General features: G+C 67.1%; 18 protein-coding genes. 12 read left to right on the forward strand and 6 right to left on the reverse strand.

What is annotated here, in order from left to right; all coding sequences use genetic code 11:
* The first annotated feature begins 16 nt into the window (after positions 1 to 16).
* On the forward strand, positions 17 to 976 hold the full coding sequence (locus tag F816_RS0103040; RefSeq protein ID WP_019593488.1) for a lipid A deacylase LpxR family protein: 960 nt from the start codon (positions 17 to 19) through the stop codon (positions 974 to 976).
* A 10-nt stretch (positions 977 to 986) separates the two neighbouring features.
* Here F816_RS0103040 and F816_RS0103045 read toward each other — a convergent pair whose 3' ends face one another.
* On the reverse strand, positions 987 to 1,961 hold the full coding sequence (locus tag F816_RS0103045) for an MBL fold metallo-hydrolase (protein WP_019593489.1): 975 nt from the start codon (positions 1,959 to 1,961) through the stop codon (positions 987 to 989).
* Positions 1,962 to 2,121: 160 nt separating this feature from the next.
* On the opposite strand from F816_RS0103045, the gene F816_RS0103050 reads away from it, so the two are divergent.
* Genes F816_RS0103050 through dut form a run of 3 tightly spaced genes read left to right on the forward strand, consistent with a single transcriptional unit; the run spans position 2,122 to position 4,447 of the window.
* Positions 2,122 to 2,724: a DUF502 domain-containing protein gene (locus F816_RS0103050; protein WP_019593490.1), complete on the forward strand. Its 603-nt coding sequence runs from the start codon at positions 2,122 to 2,124 to the stop codon at positions 2,722 to 2,724.
* 10 nt (positions 2,725 to 2,734) lie between these two features.
* A complete protein-coding gene (gene coaBC / locus F816_RS0103055; RefSeq protein WP_019593491.1) occupies positions 2,735 to 3,955 on the forward strand; it encodes a bifunctional phosphopantothenoylcysteine decarboxylase/phosphopantothenate--cysteine ligase CoaBC in 1,221 nt (406 codons plus the stop codon).
* A gap of 30 nt (positions 3,956 to 3,985) precedes the next feature.
* Complete coding sequence (gene dut / locus F816_RS0103060) at positions 3,986 to 4,447, forward strand: dUTP diphosphatase (RefSeq protein WP_019593492.1); 462 nt, start codon at positions 3,986 to 3,988, stop codon at positions 4,445 to 4,447.
* Between the two features lie 27 nt (positions 4,448 to 4,474).
* Here dut and hmpA read toward each other — a convergent pair whose 3' ends face one another.
* Positions 4,475 to 5,656, reverse strand: coding sequence for an NO-inducible flavohemoprotein (gene hmpA / locus F816_RS0103065; protein WP_019593493.1), 1,182 nt, complete (start codon positions 5,654 to 5,656; stop codon positions 4,475 to 4,477).
* A 175-nt stretch (positions 5,657 to 5,831) separates the two neighbouring features.
* Here hmpA and argB point away from each other — a divergent pair, with 175 nt between their 5' ends.
* Positions 5,832 to 6,710: an acetylglutamate kinase gene (gene argB, locus F816_RS0103070; protein WP_019593494.1), complete on the forward strand. Its 879-nt coding sequence runs from the start codon at positions 5,832 to 5,834 to the stop codon at positions 6,708 to 6,710.
* Here the strand turns inward: argB and F816_RS0103075 are convergent.
* On the reverse strand, positions 6,700 to 7,368 hold the full coding sequence (locus tag F816_RS0103075; RefSeq protein WP_026333106.1) for a DUF4124 domain-containing protein: 669 nt from the start codon (positions 7,366 to 7,368) through the stop codon (positions 6,700 to 6,702). The genes argB and F816_RS0103075 overlap by 11 nt on opposite strands.
* On the opposite strand from F816_RS0103075, the gene F816_RS0103080 reads away from it, so the two are divergent.
* Positions 7,361 to 8,122, forward strand: a complete 762-nt coding sequence (locus F816_RS0103080; protein WP_019593496.1) for a sulfite exporter TauE/SafE family protein — start codon at positions 7,361 to 7,363, stop codon at positions 8,120 to 8,122. The two genes, F816_RS0103075 and F816_RS0103080, sit on opposite strands and share 8 nt — an antisense overlap.
* Positions 8,123 to 8,446: 324 nt before the next feature.
* On the opposite strand, the gene F816_RS0103085 is transcribed toward F816_RS0103080, so the two are convergent.
* Both F816_RS0103085 and F816_RS0103090 read right to left on the reverse strand, forming a co-directional pair.
* Entirely contained in the window at positions 8,447 to 10,630 is a 2,184-nt protein-coding gene (locus F816_RS0103085) for an HAD-IIB family hydrolase (protein WP_019593497.1), read from the reverse strand.
* The gene (locus F816_RS0103090) at positions 10,627 to 12,024 is read right to left on the reverse strand and encodes a glycoside hydrolase 100 family protein (RefSeq protein ID WP_019593498.1); all 1,398 of its coding nucleotides are present in this window, start codon (positions 12,022 to 12,024) and stop codon (positions 10,627 to 10,629) included. The genes F816_RS0103085 and F816_RS0103090 overlap by 4 nt, the downstream gene beginning before the upstream one ends.
* A gap of 99 nt (positions 12,025 to 12,123) precedes the next feature.
* On the opposite strand from F816_RS0103090, the gene F816_RS0103095 reads away from it, so the two are divergent.
* The 4 genes from F816_RS0103095 to F816_RS0103110 are packed head-to-tail and all read left to right on the forward strand — an operon-like array spanning position 12,124 to position 17,463.
* Complete coding sequence (locus F816_RS0103095) at positions 12,124 to 12,765, forward strand: TetR/AcrR family transcriptional regulator (protein WP_019593499.1); 642 nt, start codon at positions 12,124 to 12,126, stop codon at positions 12,763 to 12,765.
* A gap of 18 nt (positions 12,766 to 12,783) precedes the next feature.
* Positions 12,784 to 13,230, forward strand: a complete 447-nt coding sequence (locus F816_RS0103100) for a cytochrome c (protein WP_019593500.1) — start codon at positions 12,784 to 12,786, stop codon at positions 13,228 to 13,230.
* A 7-nt stretch (positions 13,231 to 13,237) separates the two neighbouring features.
* On the forward strand, positions 13,238 to 14,374 hold the full coding sequence (locus F816_RS0103105; RefSeq protein WP_019593501.1) for an efflux RND transporter periplasmic adaptor subunit: 1,137 nt from the start codon (positions 13,238 to 13,240) through the stop codon (positions 14,372 to 14,374).
* A complete protein-coding gene (locus tag F816_RS0103110) occupies positions 14,374 to 17,463 on the forward strand; it encodes an efflux RND transporter permease subunit (RefSeq protein ID WP_019593502.1) in 3,090 nt (1,029 codons plus the stop codon). The genes F816_RS0103105 and F816_RS0103110 overlap by 1 nt, the downstream gene beginning before the upstream one ends.
* A gap of 13 nt (positions 17,464 to 17,476) precedes the next feature.
* On the opposite strand, the gene F816_RS0103115 is transcribed toward F816_RS0103110, so the two are convergent.
* A complete protein-coding gene (locus F816_RS0103115) occupies positions 17,477 to 18,556 on the reverse strand; it encodes an EAL domain-containing protein (protein ID WP_019593503.1) in 1,080 nt (359 codons plus the stop codon).
* A gap of 116 nt (positions 18,557 to 18,672) precedes the next feature.
* On the opposite strand from F816_RS0103115, the gene msrB reads away from it, so the two are divergent.
* A complete protein-coding gene (gene msrB / locus F816_RS0103120) occupies positions 18,673 to 19,071 on the forward strand; it encodes a peptide-methionine (R)-S-oxide reductase MsrB (protein WP_019593504.1) in 399 nt (132 codons plus the stop codon).
* A 54-nt stretch (positions 19,072 to 19,125) separates the two neighbouring features.
* On the forward strand, positions 19,126 to 20,325 hold the full coding sequence (locus F816_RS0103125; protein WP_019593505.1) for an MFS transporter: 1,200 nt from the start codon (positions 19,126 to 19,128) through the stop codon (positions 20,323 to 20,325).
* Positions 20,326 to 20,601 lie beyond the last annotated feature (276 nt).

Genomic DNA, 20,601 nt, shown 5'->3' on the forward strand with positions numbered 1-20,601 from the left:
CGCAGCGCTCCTGGGCGTGGCGGTCGCCAGCCCAACCAGCCTGGCCGGGAGCGGCGTCGATGCCTTGCACTTCGAATTCGAGAACGACCTGTTCGGGGGCGAGGATCGCTACTACACCAACGGGGTTCGCATCGGCTGGACGCGCAGCGAGGAACGCGTGCCACCGTGGCTGCGGACAGTGGCGGACAACCTGCCGTTCTTCATCCGTCGCGAGGAGCCCGAACGCCTGAAGGCGGCGATCCACCTGGGTCAGAACATGTACACCCCGGAGGATATCGAACGCACGACGCCGGACCCGGGTGATCGCCCCTACGCCGGCTGGCTGTATCTGAACTTCAGCATGGCCGCGGAACACGACAACCGCCTGGACCGCCTGCAGGTCACGCTGGGTACGGTCGGCCCGGCCTCCCTGGCCGAACGCACCCAGAGGGAGGTCCACAGCTGGTCCAGCGCACCGGAGCCACAAGGATGGGATCACCAGATCGGCAATGAACCGACGCTGATGCTGGCCTACGAACGCCAGCTACGGGGCCGGTCACACCGCACGCCAAACGGCTGGGGCGCCGACCTGACCCCGCACTGGGGCGCGGCCGCCGGAACCCCCTTCACCTTCGCGAATGCCGGTGCCATCGTGCGCGCGGGGCGCAACCTGCCGGGCGATTACGGCCCGCCCCGGATCCGCCCGGCCCTGTCCGGCACCCACACCTTCGAGACCACCGCGCGCGTCGGTGGCTATGCGTTTGCCGGTATCGACACGCGGCTCATGCTCTACGACCTGTTCCTGGACGGCCCGGTCTTTCGTGACGGGCCCTCGGTGGACAAGCACCCCGTGGTGGGCGAGCTCACCGCCGGGGTCGTGTTTCATGTAGGCGGGGTGCGCCTGGGCTACACCCACGTCTGGCGCTCGCGCGAGTTCAGCGGGCAGGCCAAGGGCGCGGCCGAGTTCGGCTCGCTGCACGCCACCTGGCAGTTCTGAACGCGAGGGTTCAGAACACCGCGGCCTCGACATCCGGGTAGGTGGTGGCCACCGAGCGGTCGATCTTGTCGTCGAAGCCGGGGTAGTGATCGATCAGGTCCGCCATGCGTTCGCGCACCAGCGGCACGGTCTCGAAAGCGGCCAGCCCCTGTTCCACACCTTCCTCGATCCCCTCCCAAAGCGTGACCAGATAACGCTGCAGCCGGTCGAGCGTCTGCGCATCCTCCAGCCGGCCGTGGCCGGGTACGACCACCGCCGGCTCCAGCGCGATCAGCTCGTCCAGCAGGTCGATCCATTGCGCGACATCGCCATCCCAGACCGACGGCGCACGATCGCTGTAGACCACGTCCCCGGCCAGCAGGACCCGCGTCTGCGGCAGCCAGACGCTCAGATCGCCCGGCGAATGGGCACCCCCGGAGGGAAGGATCACGACCTCGGTGCCGCCAAGGTCACGGGTGATACGCTCGTCCACCGCAACATTCGGTAACAGCGGCGTGGTGTCACCGGTCGCGCCCTCGGTCATCTCGCGGAAATTCTCGACCCAGCCTTCGGCCTCCGTCTCCATACGCGCGGTCGCGGCGGAACCGGCCATGATCTCCGGGTCGGAATCGGCGAAGGCGTGGTTGCCCAGCCAGTGATCCCCGTGGCTGTGGCTGTTCACGATCCAGCGCACCGGCTGATCGGTGACCTCGGCAATTGCCTCGCGCAGCGCCACACCCATGGTCTCGGAGGAACCCGTGTCGAACACCAGCACCCCGTCGTCGGTCACCACGAACGCCATGTTCGCGTTCCAGCCGAGGTTCTCGCGACTGGGGAGATCCCGCGCCGGCGTCATCACCGCATAGACGCCCGGCGCGACCGCCTCGGGCGTCATCGCGTAGTCCTCGGGCGCGGCCGCGTCCGACTCCCCCGCGATGGAGGCCTGCGGTAGCGCAACCGCCGAGACCACCAGCGCCAGCACACCCAACCCGGTCCATCCGCTCATGATTCACTCCTTCTACCGGCAATAATGCTGCTCAAACCCAATTCATAGACTGCACCCGATCACGGAAGTGCCGCCCCGAGCAAGCGTGGACCGGCAGCCGACCGTACTGCGGACGCGGATGCGTTAGCATTCCGGAGATCCCCCCTGCACGGAGCCTGTTGTGCGCCGAATCTCCCGCACCTTCCTGACCGGCCTGGCCGCGATCCTCCCGGCCGCGATCACGCTGGCCCTGCTGTGGTGGCTGGGCAGCACCACCGAGGATGTCCTCGGGGGCCTGCTGCAGGCCGTCCTACCGGATCTGCTCTACTTCCCGGGCATGGGGATACTGGCCGGTATCGGCCTGATCTTCGGCCTCGGGGTGTTGCTGCAGGCCTATGTCGTGCGCTGGCTGTTCGACTGGCTGGAGGGCCTGATGCAGCGCATCCCCGTGATCAAGACGATCCACGGCACCGTGCGCGACGTCACCAACCTGCTCTCCGGCGACATCCATCAGCGCTTCGGGAAGGCCGTGCTCGTCACGTTCCCCGGCACCGACTTCAAACTGGTCGGCTTTGTCACCCGCGAGGACTTCGAGGGCCTGCCGGACAACCTGGGCGGGCCGGAGACGCTCGCGGTCTACATGCCCATGAGCTACCAGATCGGCGGCTACACCCTGATGCTGCCGCGCGAGCGGGTCGAGCCGCTGGACCTGCCGCTGGAGGATGCAATGCGCTACGCCCTGACCGCCGGCGTCTCCGCGCGCCAGGACAAAGGAACCGGGTAGAATCCGGCGCATGACGACGGAACACGACACCCAGCCCCGGATACTGGTCGGCGTCAGCGGCGGCATCGCCGCCTACAAGACCTGCGAGCTGGTGCGCGAGCTCAAGCGCGCCGGCTGCGAGGTGCGCGTGGTGATGACCGCGGGCGCCCGCGCCTTCGTGACCCCGCTGACCTTCCAGGCCCTGTCCGGCGCGCCGGTGCGCACCGAGCTGCTGGATGCCGAGGCCGAATCCGGCATGGACCATATCGCCCTGGCGCGCTGGGCCGATCGCATCGTGGTTGCCCCCGCGAGTGCCAACCTGATTGCGCGCTACGCTCAGGGCCTGGCGGACGACCTGCTGAGCACCCTGCTGCTGGCCACCACCGCGCCGGTCACCCTGGCGCCGGCGATGAACCATCGCATGTGGGCGCATCCGGCCACGCAGGCGAACATTGCGACCCTGGTCGAACGCGGCGTCACCCTGATCGGACCCGACAGCGGCGACCAGGCCTGCGGCGAGCAGGGTGAAGGCCGCCTGCGCGAGCCGGCCGCGATCGCACGCGAGCTGCTACAACCGGCCGACGCCCCGCTAGTGGGCCGCCAGGTACTGATCACGGCCGGCCCCACGTTCGAACCCATCGACCCCGTGCGCTTCATCGGCAACCGCAGCTCCGGGCGCATGGGCTTCGCCCTGGCCGCGGCCGCGCGTGATGCCGGGGCACGCGTGACCCTGGTGCACGGCCCGACTGCGGAGGCCGTGCCCGCCGGCGTCGAGGGCGTTGCCACCGAAACCGCCGCCACCATGCACGCCGCGGTGATGGAACGCCTGCCCGCGACCGACATCCTGATTGCAGCGGCGGCCGTGGCCGACTACCGCCCGGCCACACCACAGGCCCACAAGCTCAAGAAGTCCGACCCCACGATGAACCTGGCCCTGGAACGCACCCAGGACATCCTGGCCGACGCCGCGCGCCAGGCGGCCACGCTCCCCCGGCGCCCGTTCCTGGTCGGCTTCGCCGCCGAGACCGAACACCTGCGCGAGCACGCCGACACCAAGCGCCGAAACAAGGGGCTCGACCTGATCGCGGCCAATCGCGTCGGTGAGGGCCTCGCCTTCGGCACCGCCGACAACGAGCTGCTGTGCCTGTGGGAGGGCGGCGAGCGCACGCTGCCAAACCAGCCCAAGGCCCAACTGGCGCGCGCGCTGATCGAACTGGTCATCGAGCGCCTGGCCGAATGTGGAACGCATTGATACGACCCATCTTTGACCAAGGAACCCCGAATGCCCGCCCCCGAGATTGACCTGAAGATCCTCGACCCGCGCATGGGCGCGGACTTCCCGCTGCCCGCCCCGGCTACTGACGGCTCCGCCGGCGTGGACCTGCGTGCAATGATCGAGGCCCCGCTAACGCTGGAGCCGGGCACGGCCGAGCTGATCCCGACCGGGCTGTCGATCCACATCGAGGATCCGGGTTATGCCGGGATGATCCTTCCGCGCTCCGGGCTCGGACACAAGCACGGCCTGGTGCTGGGGAATCTCGTGGGCCTGATCGACGCCGACTACCAGGGCCCGCTGATGGTCTCCTGCTGGAACCGGGGCGCGAGCGCCTACACACTCGAGATCGGCGAACGCCTGGCGCAGCTGGTTATCGTCCCGGTCATCCAGCCGAAGTTCCGCGTGGTCGAGGACTTCGAAGAGACCACCCGCGGCGCGAGCGGCTTCGGGTCTTCGGGCCGGGGCTGATGACCCCGGTCCGCCCCCCGAACCGCATCAGATCTCCAGTGCGGAGGCGGGCCCGAAGAACTCGTAGTTCACCCGGTCGTCCGGGATGCCTAGGCCGCGCAGGTGGGCGCGCACCTGCTGCATGAAGGGTTTCGGTCCCAGGAAATAGACATCCACCTCGCGGCTGTCGGGCAGCCACTCGGCGAGCTGCTCCCGGGTCAGGAAGCCTTCCGCATGCGGCTGGTCGCCGGCACGCGGTTCGCTGTAGCAATAACGACGCGTCAGACCGGACATCTGTTCTGCCTGGCGCTCCACCCAGTCGTGGAACGCATGCACGCCACCGTGTCGCGCACAGTGGAGAAAGTGCACCTCGCGACCCTCCGCCAGCGCCGCCTCGGTCATCGCCACCGCTGGCGTAATCCCGACCCCCGCGGTCACGAAGGCCACGGGGCGATCCGACGCCCGCAGCACGAAATCGCCGGCCGGCGGGAAGACATCCAGCACGTCGCCCTCCTGAACCCGGTCATGCAGGAACGTCGAAGCGACACCGCCCGGCTCGCGCTTGACGCTGATGCGCAGGCTCTTGCCGTTCGCCGCCGCCGACAGGGAATAGTTCCGCCGTACCTCCTTGCCGTCGATCATCAGGCGCAGCCCGAGGTATTGCCCTGGCTGGTGCGGCGGGACGGGCTGACCGTCCACCGGCTGCAGATAGAACGAGGTGATCTCCTCGCTCTCGGGGAACTTGCGCTCCACACGAAAGGCCCGGGCACCACGCCAGCCGCCGGGTTGCTGCTCGTGCGCGGTGTACACGCCCTCTTCGGCCTCGATCAGGATGTCGGCCAGTTGCTGATAGGCCGCGCCCCAAGCCTCCAGCACCGCATCGGTCGCGACCTCCTCGCCCAGCACCTCGCGCATGGCCTGCAACAAGCAGGTGCCGACAATCGGGTAATGCTCGGGCTGCACCTGCAACGACACGTGCTTGTTGACGATCTGGCCCACCAGCGGGCCCAGGGCCTCCAGTTGGTCGATGTGCCGTGCGTAATTCAGGACCGCATTCGCAAGTGCCCGCGCCTGTTCGCCGCTGGCCTGATGCGCCTGATTGAACAGCGGCTGCACCTCCGGGTAGTCGCGCAGCATGATCTCGTAGAAATGACGGGTGAGGGCTTCGCCACCGGATTCCAGCAGCGGCACGGTTTGCTGGATGATCGCCTTCTGTTCGGTCGAGAGCATGGGACACCTTCATTTGCTGTATATGATGCGCAGCTTTATACCCGCCACGGCGTCATCGGTCAAACCATGCATATCGAATCGACCTTCAAGGAGACGCTGACCATGGCCGCCCCGACGCACCCGCAAGGCGGGGTGCTAAACTGCGCGGCTGCGAAACCCGACAACCGGACCCGCCATGGACACCCAGACGGCCCATTCCGTTGCCCACGTACTGATTGAAGCGCTGCCCTATATCCAGCGCTTCGCAGGCAAGACCATCGTGATCAAGTACGGCGGCAACGCCATGACCGAGGACCACCTGAAGGCCTCGTTCGCGCGTGACATCGTTCTGCTCAAGCAGGTCGGCGTGAATCCAGTGGTCGTGCATGGCGGCGGGCCGCAGATCGGCGAACTGCTGAAACGCCTGGGCAAGGAGACGGAATTCGTCAACGGCCTGCGCGTGACCGACCGCGAGACCATGGATGTGGTGCAGATGGTGCTCGGCGGGCTGGTGAACCAGGAGATCGTGTCGCTGATCAACCGTTTCGGCGGCCGGGCCGTCGGCCTGACCGGCAAGGACGGGCAGATGATCCGCGCGACCCCGTTGCGCGACTACGGCGCGGCCGAGGGCGAACCCAGCGTCGACCTGGGCCATGTCGGCCAGGTGGAAGGTGTGGACCCGAGCATCGTCCACACCCTGGACCAGAGTGACTTCATCCCGGTCATCGCCCCGATCGGCTTCGACCGCGATGGCAAGGCCTACAATATCAATGCCGACACTGCGGCCGAGAAGCTCGCAGTGGTGCTGGATGCGGAGAAGCTGTTCCTGCTGACCAACACCCCGGGTGTGCTCGACGGCAGCGGGGCGCTGCTACCGCGCCTGGCCGCGCCGAAGGTGGATGCCATGATCCGCGACGGCACCATCCACGGCGGCATGATCCCGAAGATCCGCTGCGCCCTGGATGCCGTGCGCAGTGGCGTGAACGCCACCCACATCGTGGACGGCCGAGTGGAACACGCGGTACTGCTGGAGCTACTGACCGACCAGGGTGTGGGGACGTTGATCAGTCGTTAACGCGGCCGTTCAGCACCAGTTGCTGAAAGTCGCGGCGGTCCAGGTCCAGGCGCTCGTGGATCGCGGACAGGCGCTCACGCTGGCCCCGACGGTACTGGCGCTCGCGAGCAATGCGCGCGTCCAGCTCATCCAGCTCCGCCCGGTAACGATCCGCCAGCGGGGAGTTTTCATTGGCGCCGTCCAGCTGCCGGCGGATGCGCTCGCGTTCACGCAACAGGGTCTTTTCCTGGGCCTCGCTGCGCAGGACGTTGCCGCCAATCGAACGCTCACGGCGCTCGCGCAGCTCCTCAATCTCCTCCAGCGAGGTGTAAGCCCGGCGCAACTGGTTCTCGCGCGTAACTCGATCCTGTCGCGCGCGCTGCGTCGCCTCCAGGTTGCGTTCCGCCTGCTCGCGCTCGGCCGCGGCCTGCGCCCGCTCCTCGGCGCTCATCGGGGCCGGCAGGATCTCGCGCATGCGCCCCTCCGAGTCGTAGATGCGGCGTTCGCGCTGGCTGGTCTCGGGCTGCGGGGTGCTGGAATAGTGTACGGTCCCGTCATCATCCACCCAGCGGTAGATATCCGCCTGGACCGGGACCGCGAGCCCCAGCAACAACGCACCGGCCATCGCCGGGCGAAAAAACCCTGACCACTGCCCGTTCCACACACCCCAAATGACCATTTTCGAACACCTCGGACTCGTCTTCATCGCCATCGTAGCCAACGGGTTCTCTGCGTTGGCCGGTGGCGGGGCGGGCCTGTTGCAATTGCCCGCCCTGATTTTTCTGGGCCTTCCCTACCCCGTGGCACTGGCCACCCACAAGATCGCATCCGTGGCACTGGGTGCCGGTGCCGGCCTGCGCCACTTCAAGAAAAGCACATTCGAGCCCAGGCGCCTAGCCATTATCCTGCTGGCCGGTCTGCCTGGGGTGCTAATCGGTGCCTGGCTGGTGTTGGGGATCCCGCCGCGGGCCGGCGAAATCGCCCTGGGTCTGCTGACCATCGGCCTCGGCTGGTACTCCTGGCGCCGCCCGCAGCTCGGGCAGATGGTGCGCGAGATCGGCTTTTCCTGGAGCCACGCACTGATCGGCGCGGCCGGTCTGTTCCTGATCGGCATCCTGAACGGCTCGCTGGCCTCGGGCACGGGGCTGATGGTCACCCTGTGGCTGGTGCGCTGGTACGGCATGAACTATACCCAGGCGGTCGCCTACACCATGGTCCTGGTGGGCCTGGTCTGGAACGGGGCGGGCGCCCTGATGCTCGGGACGCTCGGCACGGTGCAGTGGAACTGGCTGCCGGCGCTGCTGGTGGGCAGTTTTGTTGGCGGATATCTGGGCGCCTGGGCGGCCCAGCACTACGGCAACCGCCTGGTCAAACGCGCCTTCGAGGTCGTCACGGTTCTCACCGGGATCGCCCTGCTGCTGCCCGTCCCCTGATGGACAGATCCACCACGAAGCACACGGAGTCGGTCGATGTCGGCCGCCGTCGTCTCGCTCGATGGAGTGCCGGGATCACCCAAGCACTGCCCGCACTCGGCAGCGAGTAGGATGCGGTTGAGCGTAGCGAAACGCATCAATCCGGGAACCGGGGAGCCCCGGGCCACGACACGATGCGATTGGCGGAGCTCATCGCATCCTACCCTTCTGAAAGCCTTGTCCCTTTCTCCGTGAACTCTGTGCCCTCTGTGGTAAATCCGCCCTTGCCCTTCTGCGTGCCTTCGTGTGCTTCGTGGTCAAAACAACCCCGGGCTATTCCCCGGGCTATTCTTCGGCCTCGGCGTCGCCCGGGCTTTCGCAGCGGTTGAGGAGGTCGAAGTGCTCGATCCCTTCGAGGAGGCCACGCGCGTGCGTGGCCCCAGCGAAGAAGATGCGCTGGAAGCCGCGCAGGCTCTCCAGCTCTGGCTGGTGGTTGCCCACCACCGTCCCCAGCAAGCGCCCGCGCAGCATGTCCTCGTCGTTGCCGGAATCGCCGGCGACCAGCACGTGTTCCAGCGGGATGCCCCACTTGTCGGAGAGATAGCGCACCGCCAGGCCCTTGGAGGCGCGCACCGGCAGCAGGTCGAGAAACCGGTCGTGCGAGTAGATCACTCGGGCGTGCAGGTCCTCGCGGTACAGCCGGGTCTCCACCGTCTTCGCGTCCAGGCTTCCGGGCGGCTCGACGAAGAAGCTGACCTTGAACGCGCGCTGGTCCACGTCCGGCTGCAGGACCAGGTTCTTCTCCTGCTCCAGGCATTCGCGCAGCCGGTCCGGCTCCCAGCGATGACTGATATGACGCGCCCAGCCGCGGTCCTCGGTCTGCTTGGTGCCGTAGTGGATCTCGCTTCCGACCGAGGTGATCCACACATCCGGCGTGGGCACGCCATGTTCCTCGAGAATCGCCGCGGCGGAGTCGATACGCCGTCCGGTGGCCACCCCGAAGGCGACCCGCTTGCGGTTGCGCTTGAGCCAGGCGACGAAGGCACGGGTGGCCTTGTCGTCGCCCAGCAGGGTGTTGTCGATGTCCGTGATCACGGCGCGGTCCATCTGCGCCAGGTGACCGGAGACCCGGCGCTCGTGATGGCGCGCCTGGCGCACCTCGCGAGTCAACGACTTCACCAGCTTCACGTATTTTTCGGCATGGCCATCCCAGGAATAGTGCTGGCGCACGCCCTTGAGCCCGGCGCGCGAGTAACGCTGCCAGCGCGGACGATCCGCCAGGATGGCCTGGATCGCGTCGGCGATGCCTTCCGGATCCAGCGGATCGATCAACTGTCCGTTGTGGCAGCGCGAGATGATCTCCTCCGGCCCGCCGTCGTTGGTGGCCACGATGGGGGCGCCGCTGGCCGCGGCCTCGATCAGGGTCAGGCCGAAGGGCTCGGTCAGCGCCGGGTTCACGAATACGCCCTTGCTGGAGGCCACCAGGCGGTAGAGATCCGGCACGTCGTCGGAGTCGTGGTGCTTCGGGTAGGCCACCAGGCCATGCAGGTCGTGGCGATCGATCCGCAGGAGCAGATCGGTCATGACGTCGCGCGCGCCCTTGTCGAGATCGGCGATGTCGTCACGGTTACCGGCAACGATCAGCAGGTTCGCGTTCTCGCGCAGCCAGTCATTCCCAGCGTAGGCCTCCACCAGGCCGCGGATGTTCTTGCGCTCGTCGGCGCGTGACAGCGCCATGATCAGCGGGCGATCGGGGGTTTCCAGGAAACGCCGGACGGCGGCCCAGATCGGCGGCTTGCGCTGGCCCCGCTTCGGCGGATGGAAGCGCGTCAGGTCGGTGCCCGGCGGAATCACCTCCATGCGCTCCGGCTGATAGTTGTCGTAGATCGCGTACTGTTCGCCGATCTCCTGACGGGTGCTGGCAATCACGCGGTGGGCATGGGCCAGCGCCTCCTCCTCGGCATGAATGCGGGTGGAGATGTTGTAGCGCGCCTCGATATCGGCATCCGACATCCCGTTCTCGCGCAGGCGTTCGCGCTTGACCCGCCCCAGCGAGTGGCCGGTCTGCAGCATCGGTGCGCCCAGCAGGTTCGACAGCTGCACCGCGACATGCCCGGCATCGGCGTAATGCCCGTGGATCACGTCCGGCCGCAGCCCCACCCGCCGGATATGCCCCAGGGCGTTGTCGGCGAAGCAGTCCAGATAGGGCCAGAGCTTCTCCTTGCGCAGGTAGCGCCGCGGGCCGCAGTCCAGGCGCACGATATGGGCCCCATCGCCCAGGTCCTCTTCCGGTTCGGCGTAGTCGGCGGATACCTTGCTGTCGACCACCCGCCGGGTCAGCAGGTCGACCCGGCCAACCTGCGGATGACGGGCCAGGGCCCGTGCCAGCTCGACCACGTAGAGCGTTTGCCCGCCGGTGTCGGCGTCGCGGCCGAGCTCCATCTCCCGCCCGCGGACCAGGCCGTGGACACTGATCAGGACGAGATAAAGGCCTTCACCGTCGCGTGACTTGCTCTGGGTCTTTTTCATGGCACCTCGGGTTCCGGGCTGTCGAACAGGCTGAGGGTCTCGGGGTTGTCGATCAGGCCCTGCGAAACAAGCACCGCGGTCGCCGACCAGGTCTGGCGATAGTTGGCTCGTCGGCCGACCAGACGACCATGACGCCCGTCGTAGTACTCCGGCCAGTTATCGCGATACAGGCGCTCGGCCGCGACCGCATGCACGCTACGCGCGAGATCCGGCCGCCCGACGCGCAGGGCCGCGCCGGTGAACGCCCACAACAGTGCCGGCCAGTTGCCGCCGTTGTGGTAGGACCACGGGGTATTCTTGGGATCGGACCCGGTCAGCAGGCGCCACTCCTCGCCCACCATCGCGGGATAGCAGATCTTCACCGGCATGGTCCCGATCAGGTCCTCGAAGCGCTGCTCGAAGGTCTGCATGATCGAACGCGACTGGTGTTCGTCGGCCAGCCCGAACAGCACCGCCAGCAGGTTGCCGAAACTAAAGAAGCGAAAGTCCATGCGTCCGGGGCCGAGGTTGCCAACCAGGTAGCCGCTCTCCGAGGGGATCCAGTCCACCAGCCAGTCGGGGATGCTCTCGGGATAGATGTTCAGCGAGTTCTCGGACTCGTGGCCGAAGTGCTCGGTGCGATAGCGATGGATATCGTTCAGCCGCTCGAGATCCAGCCAGTAGTAATTGCGAATGTAATCGGACAGCTGCCGCGTACGGATCGCGGACTGCTCGCACAAGAGCTCCGAATCCTTGTCGCAGGGTTCGAGCATCGCCAGCGACGCCTTCAGCATCCCGTAGAACAGGGCCTGGATCTCCAGCGGGTGGCCGAACACCCCCATGCGCCGATCGATCATGAAGCTGCCGTCCGGCACCAGCAGGGTCGGGAAGACCTCGAAACGGTCCTGCAGACAGATGCTCAGGATCAAGCGGATGCCGCGCTGCACATCGGCACTCTTGATGAAGTCATGGTCGCCGGTGCGGTTCTGGTAGGCCCGCAGCAGCAGCACCCACCACATCATCGAGTCGACCGGCGCCACACGCCCGATCGCGCGATCGCCGAAGTCCGCCGCCAGGGACTCGTGCCCGTTCTCGTCGGTGAACACGCGGAAGCTCGCCGGCATCACCCGCGGCAGGCGGCGATGGCCCTCGATCTCTTCCTGGGTATCGCGGATCTGCAGGATCAACGCGAGGAAGTCGCGCACCACCTCGGGCTCGTCGTTCAGCAGATAGACCAGCCCCGAGGGCACGAAGTCACGGATGAAGCAGTCGGCATAGTTTTCCGCAGGCGCCCGCTCGTCCAGGCTGGCCACCGTGCCCACCGTGCGCCCGCGATAGCGCACCTCGGCATCGTGCAGCAGCTGGTAGGCGGATTCGAGCGTCGGATTGCGGGCGTCGGGCGGGAGCTGATTCATAACCCACGAGTCTATGGAAAGCGCGGCCAATGTGCACGCAAACACCCTATAACCTGCATTATGGTTGCATTATTAAAAAGAAAGTGATTAATTACTTGCATGAAACGCAAGTCCGGTGAACAACGACGCGAAGAGATCGTTCAGGCACTGCTCGACCTGACGGCCGAACACGGCACGCGCGATGTCTCGACCCAGGCCATCGCCGATCGGGTCGGGATCGCCCAGCCCACGATCTTCCGGCATTTCCCGACCCGCGACGCGATCTTCCGCGCGGCACTGGACGTGATCGGCCGCAAGCTTCTGGACGTGCTTGCACCAATGCTGTCCGGACGGGGGGCCGCGGACGTCCGCCTGCGCAAACTCCTGACTCGGCAATTGCGATTCATCAGTCGTCGCAAGGGCCTGCCTCGCCTGATCTTCTCCGAACGACTGCACCGGGAAGACCCCAAACTGAAGGCGGTGGTCCGAGACATCATCGACCGCTACACCGCGCAGCTTGAGGGACTGCTCCGGGAGGGAGTCAGCCAGGGATGCTTCCGGCAGGACCTGGAACCGGCCGAAACGGCGCGCCTGATCGTGGCGATGATCCAGGGGCTGGTCATGCGCTGGTCGCTCTCCGACTTCGAGTTTCGACTTGACCAGCAGGGCGACGTGCTTTGGCGACTGCTCGAACCCGCATTGCGAGCACCGCAGAGCCAACCGGGACAGGCATCCAAACCGCACTCGACTCCATTCGACTAACCCGAGGAGACCCAATTAATGTCCTGCATCCACGCCAAAAAACTCGCCGCCCTGATCGTTGCCGCTCTCGCCCTGCCCTTGGCCGGCACTGTGTCAGCCGACACCTTTCAATCCGTGATGCAGGGACTCGCGGACGACATGAACCGGGTCCAGTCCGCACTATTCGTCGAGGACTTCGACACCGTGACCGAGGCCGCGAGGGCGATCGCAGATCACCCGAAACCTTCCCTGGGCGAGCGACGACGCGTTCTGTCGGCAGTCGGCACCCGAGTTGGCGAGTTCCGTGCAATGGATCAACAAGTGCATGAAGCCGCGCAAGGACTGGCCGACGCGGCGCTGGACCAGGACCTGGACAAGTCCATCCGCTACCACGCCAGACTGGTGAATGCCTGCATCGCCTGCCACGGTGCGTTCCGCGACGATGTGGTCAGCGCCCTGTCACCCGACAATGCCCCGGAACGCTGAGCACCGCATGCAACCCTCCCGCACTCCATCCAGTCGCCGCGGCCTGCGGCGGATCCTTGGTCTCCTTGCGCTGGGCGGGGTGATTGTCTTGACGGCCTGGAGCGCAACGGACCGGCTATCGGAACGGTTTTCTCCGGAGGCCGCGCGCGCCGCGCCACCGCCGGCCGTCGCCACGATCTCCGCGCAACCAGCGGAAATCACGCTCTACAGCCCCGCGTATCGGGGTAGCATCGAGACGCACGCCGAGACCACCATTTCGGCCCGGATCACGGCCCGGGTCCTGGAAAGCCCCCTGAACGTCGGGGACCAGGTCGAGGCCGATGGAGTCCTGGTGCGCATGGATACCGACGAGACGCGTCTGGAGGTCCGGCAACGCGAGGCCGCCGACCAGCGCCTGGACGGAGAACGCGCAACCGCCCAGCGCAACCTCGATCGCCAGCAAGACCTCTTTTCCCGGGACCTGATTCCCGAAAGCGAACTCGACGACGCGCGCCAGCGGGTCGCCACGCTGGAGGCGCAGCTCCGCGAGAACCGCTCGGCGCTGGAACTGGCCCACAAGCGACTGGAATACACCACGGAACGGGCGCCCTTTGCCGCGCAGGTGCGGCGCACCCATGTCCAACCCGGCGACCTGGCCGTTGCGGGCCAGCCCCTGATCGAACTGGTCGGCCTCGAAGACCTGCATGCGATTCTGCGCGTACCGGAGCGCGACAGCCTGCTGCTGCAACCCGGCCTGGAGGTGGAGCTGACCATTCCCGCGCTGGACCGGACCATGACGACCCGGCTGGACCGGGTCCATCCCACACTGGAGGGGAGTCGTCGCAGTGGCAGCTTCGAGACGAGCCTGCCGGCCGCACCCGTCGCACTCCGCCCGGGCATGGCCGTGCAGGCACGGGTTGTCCTGGAACATCTGGATGCGGTCATCCGCGTGCCGGCCCACGCCGTCTGGAGCGATGCCGGGACCCAGTGGGTCTATCGGCTGAAGGACGGTCACGCAGAGCGCAGGGAGGTGGCGACACGATCCTTGCCGAATGGAGAACGGGCGATCCTCGAGGGCATCGACCCGGGTGACCGCATCATTGTGACGCCGGATCGCCGGATTCAGGATGGACACCCCGTGCGAGACGTGGGCGTCATCCCCTGATGGCCTGGGTCGAACACCTCCTTCGGTACCGGCACACGGTACTGGCGCTGCTGGCCGCCGCCCTGATCCTGGGCCTGCAGGCGCGCTTCGAATTGCCCGTTCAGCTCTTCCCCGACACCGATCCGCCGACCGTCACGGTCATCACCGAATACCCCGGCATGGCGGCCCTGGATGTCGACCGCGAGCTCACGCGCCTGCTGGAGGAGGAGTTTGCCAGCCTGGACGGGGTCACCCGGATCAGTTCCTCCAGCCAGACCGGGCTGTCCGTGGCACGCGTGGAATTCGACTACGGCATCACCAGCGCCCTCGCCGCGGTCGATGTCCAGAACGCCGTCGGCCGGCTGCGACCGGACCTCCCCGCCAGCATCGAAGAACCGCAGATCCTGGAGTTTTCCACGGCCGACAAGCCCATCATCACCATCGCCCTGACCAGCGAGACCCTGGCCCTCGACGGGATCCGCGAACAGGCGGACAACGCGATCCGCGAGCGGCTGGAATGGATCCCGGGGGTCGCCGCGGTCGATGTGATCGGGGGGCACAAAAGGGAACTGCACATCGCCCTCGATCCCGAGCGCACCGAGGCCCTGGGGATCGACATGCCCCGGGTGCTGGATGCCCTCGACGCCTGGAACCTGATGGCGCCGGGTGGACGAGTCCGGATCGGCGAACTGGAGAGCGTGGTGCGGTTCGATGCGCCGCTGAGCAGCGAAGCCGGTGCACGCGACATCATCCTCGAGGCGGAGGGCGATGCCCGCGTGCGTCTGGGCGATGTCGCGCGGGTGAGCCTGGAACCCGGCGAGCCCCGCTCGGCCTATCGCCATGACGGACAGCCGGCCATTGCCGTTCAGGTGCTGCGCCGGGACGATGCCAACACGGTAGAGGTGGCCGCGCGGGTTCGCGAGGCGCTGGACACCTTGCGCGAGGCCGCGCCCGACCTGGACATCGTTGTCGCCGACGATGATTCGGTGTTCACCGAAAAGGTGATCGCCGACATGACGCAGACCGTGATGATCGCCATCGGCCTGACCATGGTGATCGTCCTGCTGTTTCTCGCCAACCTGCGCCAGGCCGGGATCATTGCCCTCTCCATCCCCGCAGCATTCCTCGTGACCTTCGGCCTGATGCAACTGGCCGGCCTGGACCTGAACATGGTGACCATGTCGGCGCTGATCCTGGCCATCGGCCTGCTGGTCGACGACGGCATCGTGATCCTCGAGAACATCCACCGCCACCTGGACGAAGAGGGCCAGCCCCCGCGGCAGGCGGCGATCGAGGGCGTCGGCGAAGTATTCGGTGCCAAACTGGGCGGGACACTGACCACCCTTGGCGTGCTGCTGCCCCTCACGTTCATGGGCGGCTTCGTTGGCGAGCTGTTCCGACCGCTCGCGCTGACCCTGGCGTTCGCCCTGAGCGCATCGTTCGTGATGGCCGTCACCCTGATCCCGCTGCTCGCCACCTACTGGCTCCGACCCGCCACATCCACGGCCACCCCGCGCTGGCGGCAGGCGGTGGCGGCGCCGGCGCGCGGGGTACGCGACCTTTATCTCGACGTGCTGGCCCTGGCACTGGGCCGTCCTCTGACCACCCTGGTGGTAGCGTTCATGCTGCTGGTTCTCAGCCTGGGCCTGCTGCGGATGACCGGAAGCGAGATGCTGCCACGCTTCGACTCGGGCAGTTTCCAGGTCCTGGTCGACATGGCCCCGGGTACCCGGCTCGAGACCACGCTGGCCACCCTGGAACCGGTCGAGCAGTACCTGGCCGAACACGAATACGTGGTGGATGTCAGCAGCCAGTTCGGACACGAAGCCGGTGCCCGGTCGATGGGCGACCGCGGCGCCATGGGCGTCAATCAGGCCGAAATCACCGTGACGCTGGTACCGCGCACCCAGCGCACCCTCACGCAGTGGGAAATCATGGACGACGTGCGTCAGCGTCTCGAGGCCACCCCCGGGGTCACCCTGGCCGTGCCCCGCGAACTCGGCGGCACCGCACGTTCGTCAACGGCCGCCCCCATCATCGCCCGGATCAGCGGCGAACAGGCGGCGACCCTGGACCGCACGGCCAGCGATCTGCTGGACCATCTCTCGGGCATCCCCGGGATCACCGACCTGTACAAGGACTGGGCGCTCGACACCCCCGAGGTGCGGGTACGGGTGGATCATGACCGGGCGGCCGAACTGGGCCTCACCGGCGCCGCGATCGCCCGCGCGGTCCACCAGGCCATGGACGGGGCCGTGGCCACACGGTTCCGTCAGCCGCCGAAGCGGGATCTGGACGTCGTCGTGCGCTACGAGGCCGCCGACCGCCGCTACCCGGAAGACCTGGAGGGCATCCTGCTGCCCACCCGCGAGGGGCCGGTCACGCTCGGCGAGGTCGCGAGCCTCGAGCATACCGTCGGCCCGCGCATTGTGACCCGGGAAGACGGCCAGCGGACCCTGGACATCCTCGGCTTCCACCTGGGGCGCCCGCTTTCCGAGGTCGTGGCCGATGTCCAGCAACGCCTGGACAGCTTCACCGCCCCGGATGGCTATCCGGCGACCCTGGCCGGCGAACAGGCAGACTTCGACGAGGCCCGTGAACACATGATGCGGGCGCTGCTGCTGGCCGCGCTGGCGGTCTACCTGCTGCTGGTCGTGCAGTTCCGCAGCTTCGCCCACCCCGTGATCATCATGACCGCCATTCCGTTGCAGTTCATCGGCGTGGTCGCGGCGCTACTGATCGCCGGGAAGTACGTATCCATGCCGGCGCTGCTCGGGATCATCCTGCTGATCGGCATCGTCGTGAACAACAGCATCATCCTGCTCGACCTCGCGCGGCGCCGACTGGCCGAAGGCGCGGACGTTCATGCGGCAGTCACCGAAGCGGTGGAGACCCGCATGCGCCCCATCATGATGACCGCCCTGTCCACCATCGCCGGGATGCTGCCGCTGGCCCTGGAGATGGCCGTCGGGGCCGAACGTTTCTCGCCGATTGCCACGGTGATCATCGGCGGCATCCTGGCTGCGACCGTTCTGACGCTGGTGGTGATTCCGGCCCTGTTTGTGCTTCTGCACCGATTCGGACCCATGACCGCCAACGCCCGGGGGTAGAACGGATGGGCAGTCAGGACTCCGGGTGGTTCGGCAGCGGCGGCTCCGCGGCCGGGCGCGCGAACAGGTAGCCCTGACAGAGATCCACGCGCTCCTTGAGCCAGCGCCATTCGTCCACGGTCTCGACGCCCTCGGCCACGACCCGGATATCGAGATCCCGCGCCAGCTCGATGATCTTTTCAAGGATCTTCTGCTGGTAGACGTCCTGGTCGATTCCGCTGACCAGCTCGCGGTCGATCTTCACGAAATCCGGGCGCAGTTGCGACAGCATGTTGAGCGATGCATACCCCGCCCCCAGGTCGTCCAGGGCGACCTGGAACCCGGCGCGGCGATAGCGCTCGACGATCCGCGACAGGTGCTCCATGTCGTTGACCTGGTCGCTCTCGATCACCTCGAAAACGAAGCCGGCGGGCCCCGGCTGGCCCGGCACGCGAGACATGATCTCGCGCACTGTCGTTTCCAGGCAGAAGGCCGGGTCATAAATCGCGGTCGGGTTGAAGTTGATGAACAGATGGCTACGGACCCCACGCTCACTGGCGCGACGGATGGCATTGATCCGAGCGGAACGATCCAGATGGAACAGGAGCTCGGCATTGCGCGCCGTCTTGAACAGGTCCAGCGGCGGGATGATGTCACCGCCCGGCGTGGAGGCGCGCACCAGGGCCTCGTAGGCAAAGACCTCGGTGGGGTTCGCGGCATGCACAATCGGCTGGAAGTGGAAGTCCAGGGTGTCGTTGGCCAGGATCGCCGAGAGATCGCGCGCGTTGTGCCGCGCAATCAGCGTGGACAGCAGGTGGGTGTCCTGCAGATGCCCCAGCCCGAAGTCCTCGCCTTCCGGCACGAAGGTCGCGCGGCAACCGGCCTGCTCGGAGCTACTCAGGGCCTGCTCCAGCCTTGCCAGCATCTCGCCCAGCCCGCCGGCACCCTTGACCGGCAGGGCCAGGATGCCCGAGCTCGGCTCTGCGCAGGGCAATTGCTCGTCCACCATGCGTTGGCGCAGGGCCGCGCGAGTGTGCGCCAACACCGGTGCCAGGTAAAGAGTGCCGGAGGCCGCCGGCAGCAGATCGATACGTTCGCAATCGGGACAACCCACGACCACCTCCAGCGGTCCAGTCTTTGGCCACCCGGGCGAGAACCGGGGATAATTTTCCCGGTCCACCGGAAGACCCATTCTCGTTTCGCAAACAATAGCATCAACCCGGAGATCACATGAGTTCATCCCCACGCCCGACCGACGCCGAACTTCGTGACCGCCTGACACCGGAGCAGTATCACATTGCCCGCGAGGGCGGGACCGAGCGGCCATTCACCGGCGCCTACAACAACCACAAGGCCGACGGCCTCTATCACTGCGCTGCCTGTGGCGCGCCGCTGTTCGACTCCGCGGCCAAGTTCGACTCGGGTAGCGGCTGGCCCAGCTACACTGCCCCCGTGTCCACTGCCGCCGTCGACGAACACCGCGACCGCACCCTGGGCATGGAGCGCACCGAGGTACGCTGTGCCGCCTGCGACTCCCACCTGGGCCACGTCTTCCCCGATGGCCCGACGCCCACCGGGTTGCGCTACTGCATCAACTCGGCGGTGCTCGAGTTCCATCCGCGCGGCTGACCCAGTTACCCGAACCGGGCCATGAGGCCCGGGCCCAATGCCGAAGGGAATCTCATGTCCGGCCAGACCACCCCGCGCGAGCGCGCGAACGTCCTGATCCTTGCCCTCGGCCAGGCCCTGTTCCTGATCGCCGCGGTGACCGTGATGACCCTGAGCGGCGTGGTCGGCGAGCGTCTGGCCGCCGATCCCTCGCTGGCCACCCTGCCGGTCGCCGCCATGATGATCGGGACCCTGGTCATCACCCTGCCGGCATCCCTGTTCATGAAACGCTTCGGGCGGCGCACAGGCTTCCTGCTGGGGGCGGGCGTCGGCGGCTTCGGCGGGGCGGCAATCGCCGCGGTCGGGGTATTCGCCGAGGCCTTCTGGGTTTTCGTGCTCGGCAATCTCCTGCTGGGCGCCTACCAGGCCTTCGCGATGTACTACCGTTTCGCCGCGGCGGATGTCGCCAGCGACGCCTTCCGCCCGCGCGCCATCTCCCTGGTCATGGCCGGGGGCGTGGCCGCGGCCTTCCTCGGCCCGTGGAACGCCCACCATGCCCAGGCCCTGCTACCCAACACGCCCGAAGCCGGCCCCTACCTGCTGCTCGGGGCACTGGCCCTGCTGGCCATGCTGCTGCTGGCCTGGCTGCGCGTACCCGCACCCCCGGCAGCGGAACGTGCCGTATCCCGGCCCCTGCGCGAGATCATGCCCCGGGGCCGCTTCGTCGTTGCGTTAACGACGGCCGCCCTGGGCTACGCGGTGATGATCCTGCTGATGACCGCAACCCCGCTGGCCATGCGCCAGGCCGGCTTCGACATGGGCCAGGTTGCTCTGGTGATGCAGTGGCACGTGCTCGGGATGTTCGCCCCCTCCTTCGTCACCGGCCACCTGATCACGCATTTCGGGCTTACCCGCATCCTCGCGCTGGGGAACACGCTAGTGCTGTTCAGTGTGGCCGTCGCCGCCCACGGGGAAACGCTGGCGCATTTCTGGCTGGCGCTGTTCCTGCTGGGGGTCGGCTGGAACTTCCTGTTCATCGGCGGCAGTACCCTGCTGACCACGACCCACACGGCCGGCGAAAAGGGCAAGGTCCAGGGCGTGAACGACCTGACGGTGTTCGCCCTGGTCACCTCCGGCTCCCTGCTGGCCGGCGCGCTGCTGCGCCCGCTGGGATGGGATGGACTGAACCTGGCGATGCTACCGGTGATCGCGGTACTGACCGTCGCCATCCTCTGGCTCTGGCGCGACGACGCCCGCGCCCCGGCACGCGCCTGACGACCCATTCCCGCCGGCCACGCTCGGCCTCCCGCCGTGCGGTCCGCGATCATGCCGCCTCATCGGGTGTTTACGGTGGCTTCGTCCGGCCGCCTGCCACGCGCTCTCTCGCGAGCGCACCGCGACGGGCTCCATACGGGTGAAGAAGGTCAAAACAGGCGGTATCCCGTAGGGTGCCGTTGAGCGCAGCGAAACGCACCGGTCCCCACGCCGTGCGAAACCCTGATGCGATTCGCTGCGCTAAAAGAAAAATCCCTGACAATCGCTAGTACACCC

Origin of the sequence: Thioalkalivibrio sp. ALM2T (assembly GCF_000381505.1) — a bacterium.
GTDB lineage: Bacteria > Pseudomonadota > Gammaproteobacteria > Ectothiorhodospirales > Ectothiorhodospiraceae > Thioalkalivibrio > Thioalkalivibrio versutus.

Bases quoted from the DNA above. Each gene is read 5' to 3' on its own strand.
- dut (WP_019593492.1), top strand. From the start codon at position 3,986: ATGCCCGCCCCCGAGATTGACCTGAAGATCCTCGACCCGCGCATGGGC.
- F816_RS0103075 (WP_026333106.1), bottom strand. From the start codon at position 7,368: ATGGTCATTTGGGGTGTGTGGAACGGGCAGTGGTCAGGGTTTTTTCGC.
- msrB (WP_019593504.1), top strand. From the start codon at position 18,673: ATGAGTTCATCCCCACGCCCGACCGACGCCGAACTTCGTGACCGCCTG.
- F816_RS0103100 (WP_019593500.1), top strand. From the start codon at position 12,784: ATGTCCTGCATCCACGCCAAAAAACTCGCCGCCCTGATCGTTGCCGCT.
- F816_RS0103105 (WP_019593501.1), top strand. From the start codon at position 13,238: ATGCAACCCTCCCGCACTCCATCCAGTCGCCGCGGCCTGCGGCGGATC.
- F816_RS0103085 (WP_019593497.1), bottom strand. From the start codon at position 10,630: ATGAAAAAGACCCAGAGCAAGTCACGCGACGGTGAAGGCCTTTATCTC.
- F816_RS0103110 (WP_019593502.1), top strand. From the start codon at position 14,374: ATGGCCTGGGTCGAACACCTCCTTCGGTACCGGCACACGGTACTGGCG.
- F816_RS0103045 (WP_019593489.1), bottom strand. From the start codon at position 1,961: ATGAGCGGATGGACCGGGTTGGGTGTGCTGGCGCTGGTGGTCTCGGCG.
- F816_RS0103125 (WP_019593505.1), top strand. From the start codon at position 19,126: ATGTCCGGCCAGACCACCCCGCGCGAGCGCGCGAACGTCCTGATCCTT.
- F816_RS0103090 (WP_019593498.1), bottom strand. From the start codon at position 12,024: ATGAATCAGCTCCCGCCCGACGCCCGCAATCCGACGCTCGAATCCGCC.
- hmpA (WP_019593493.1), bottom strand. From the start codon at position 5,656: ATGCTCTCGACCGAACAGAAGGCGATCATCCAGCAAACCGTGCCGCTG.
- F816_RS0103080 (WP_019593496.1), top strand. From the start codon at position 7,361: ATGACCATTTTCGAACACCTCGGACTCGTCTTCATCGCCATCGTAGCC.
- F816_RS0103095 (WP_019593499.1), top strand. From the start codon at position 12,124: ATGAAACGCAAGTCCGGTGAACAACGACGCGAAGAGATCGTTCAGGCA.
- argB (WP_019593494.1), top strand. From the start codon at position 5,832: ATGGACACCCAGACGGCCCATTCCGTTGCCCACGTACTGATTGAAGCG.
- coaBC (WP_019593491.1), top strand. From the start codon at position 2,735: ATGACGACGGAACACGACACCCAGCCCCGGATACTGGTCGGCGTCAGC.